The organism is Solemya elarraichensis gill symbiont (assembly GCF_002021095.1).
GTDB lineage: Bacteria > Pseudomonadota > Gammaproteobacteria > Chromatiales > Chromatiaceae.
Map to the genome: position 1 here is coordinate 1 of NZ_MPRK01000249.1, position 2,498 is coordinate 2,498.

The following is a 2,498-nucleotide window of genomic DNA, read 5'->3' on the forward strand; positions in this document are numbered from 1 at the left end:
ACGGCGAGTTGTACAGGGCGATCAAATGACAGGGATTTCATTAGGAAATCCCCTGTACTTCCTACTTCCTTGTAGATCGCCGGTCGGTAACTGCTAGGACTTGATCACCCTCGCACCCGTTTCGTCACCAAGAATCAGCACATCCGCACCACGGCTGGCAAACAGCCCAACGGTGACCACGCCAACGATGTTGTTGATCTCTGTCTCCATCTTGATCGGTTCCATGATTTCCATACCGTGCACATCGAGAATCACGTTGCCGTTATCTGTAATGAAATCCTCGCGCAGCACCGGGTTACCGCCCAGCTTGACCAACTGACGGGCAACATAGGAACGCGCCATCGGGATCACCTCAACTGGCAAAGGGAACTCACCAAGGCAGCTGACCAGCTTGGAGGCGTCTGCGATACAGACAAACTGCTTACTGGCCGCAGCAATAATTTTCTCGCGCGTCAGTGCTCCGCCGCCACCCTTGATCAGCTCCAGCTGGTGATTGGATTCATCGGCACCATCCACATAGACCTCCAGTTCGCCAACGCTGTTCAGGTCAAGCACCTGCATTCCGATCGCCTTGAGCCTTTCTGTTGAGGCTTCCGAGCTCGATACGGCACCGTCAAAGCGCCCCTTGACGTCTGCAAGAACATCAATGAAATGATTAACAGTGGAGCCTGTGCCGACACCCAGCACACCGCCAGATGGTAAAAATTCAACAACCTTTTCGGCCGCCTGTCGCTTAAGTTGATCCTGGTTCATAAATTCACTTTTCGTTTAGCCTCTGAATTAGTCTATGATAGCCGTGTAGCCGGTTACTTGTCATGCTGCACTGGTACATAAACGAGTCACAATGCCACAAAGATACCTTGAAAAAATTCTGCGCGCACGAGTCTACGACGTTGCCATCGAAACACCGCTTGACCACGCTCCAAGACTCTCAAGCCGCCTGAACAACAATGTTTACCTGAAACGTGAAGACCTTCAGCCCGTTTTCTCATTCAAGCTTCGCGGTGCTTACAACAAGCTCTGCCAGTTAAGTGATGAGCAGCGCAGCAAGGGCGTGATAGCCGCCTCCGCTGGCAATCATGCGCAAGGCGTGGCCCTGTCGGCGAGAACGCTGAAAATTGCCGCTACCATCGTTATGCCAAAGACAACACCGGCTATCAAGGTGCAGGCAGTGCGCTCGCATGGCGCCAGGGCAGTTCTGTTTGGCGATTCATACGACGAAGCCTTTGCCCATGCCATGGAACTCTCCGAGGAAAACCAACAGACCTTCCTGCATCCTTTTGATGATCCTGACGTCATCGCAGGACAGGGGACTATCGGCATGGAGATACTGCGCCAGATGCCCGTGGCACCTGACCGCATCTATATTCCAGTAGGCGGCGGCGGCCTGATTGCCGGCATCGCGGCCTACGTTAAATATCTTTATCCCAAAACTAAAATCATCGGCGTCGAACCTGAGGATTCAGCGACTCTTCACACTTCGCTGAAAAAAGGCAGGCGCACCAAGCTCAAGGAAGTCGGGCTATTCGCTGACGGCGTCGCGGTACGCATCATCGGTAAAGAGACTTTTCGCATAGCGAAAAAACTGGTTGATGAAGTGGTACTGGTAACAACTGACGAGATCTGCGCCGCTATCAAGGATATTTTCGAGGAGACGCGCACCATTGCCGAACCGGCAGGTGCGCTGTCGATCGCCGGAATGAAAAAAGACGTTGCCGAAAACAGTCTCGAGGGAAAACAGCTTGTTGCGATCGAGAGTGGTGCGAATGTCAATTTCGACCGCCTGCGTCATATCGCCGAGCGTGCCGATTTTGGTGAGCAGAAGGAAGCACTGTTTGCGGTCAAAATTCCCGAGGTGCCCGGCAGTTTCCTCAAGTTCTGCAAACTGCTTGGCAAGCGTTCGATTACCGAGTTCAACTACCGCTATGCAGACAGCCAGGAAGCACATCTTTTCTGCGGTGTCGAACTGACCGGTGGCGACGATGAACGCCAGCTACTGATCAACAAGTTGAATGAGAAAGGCTACGAGGTCCAGGACCTGACCGACAATGAGGCAGCCAAGCTACATATCCGCTATATGGTTGGCGGTCATGCGCACGGCATCGAAGATGAGAAGCTGTTTCGCTTCCAGTTTCCGGAACGTCCGGGCGCCCTGCTCGAGTTCCTGACGCGCCTTGGGCATCGCTGGAATATCAGCCTGTTCCATTACCGTAATCACGGTTCGGCTTATGGACGTGTTCTGGTCGGGATTCAGCTTCCTCGAGTGGAAGTCAAGGATTTCACGGCATCGCTGGACAAGCTTGGTTACCGCTACTGGGAGGAGACTGACAACTCTGCCTATCAGCTTTTTGCGAGCACCGTCAGCAAGCCGTAGAGCTCATCTAGCACTGCATCAGCAGTCACCATTGTCGGTTGTGCGAATGAACGTCGCCCGGCGCTTTTAGACGCCGGGCGCAGATCACCGCTGTTGGCTAACGCTTTTTTCTGGTCGCCTTCTT

2 protein-coding genes are annotated in these 2,498 nt (G+C 53.4%); one reads left to right on the forward strand and one right to left on the reverse strand.

Translation table 11 applies throughout. The annotated features are described in order from the left end of the window. Nucleotides 1-93: 93 nt before the first annotated feature. The gene (gene rpiA / locus BOW51_RS09765; RefSeq protein ID WP_078477550.1) at nt 94-753 is read right to left on the reverse strand and encodes a ribose-5-phosphate isomerase RpiA; all 660 of its coding nucleotides are present in this window, start codon (nt 751-753) and stop codon (nt 94-96) included. A gap of 70 nt (nt 754-823) precedes the next feature. On the opposite strand from rpiA, the gene ilvA reads away from it, so the two are divergent. After that, nucleotides 824-2,374, forward strand: coding sequence for a threonine ammonia-lyase, biosynthetic (ilvA, locus tag BOW51_RS09770; protein ID WP_281252885.1), 1,551 nt, complete (start codon nt 824-826; stop codon nt 2,372-2,374). The last annotated feature ends 124 nt before the right edge of the window (nt 2,375-2,498 follow it).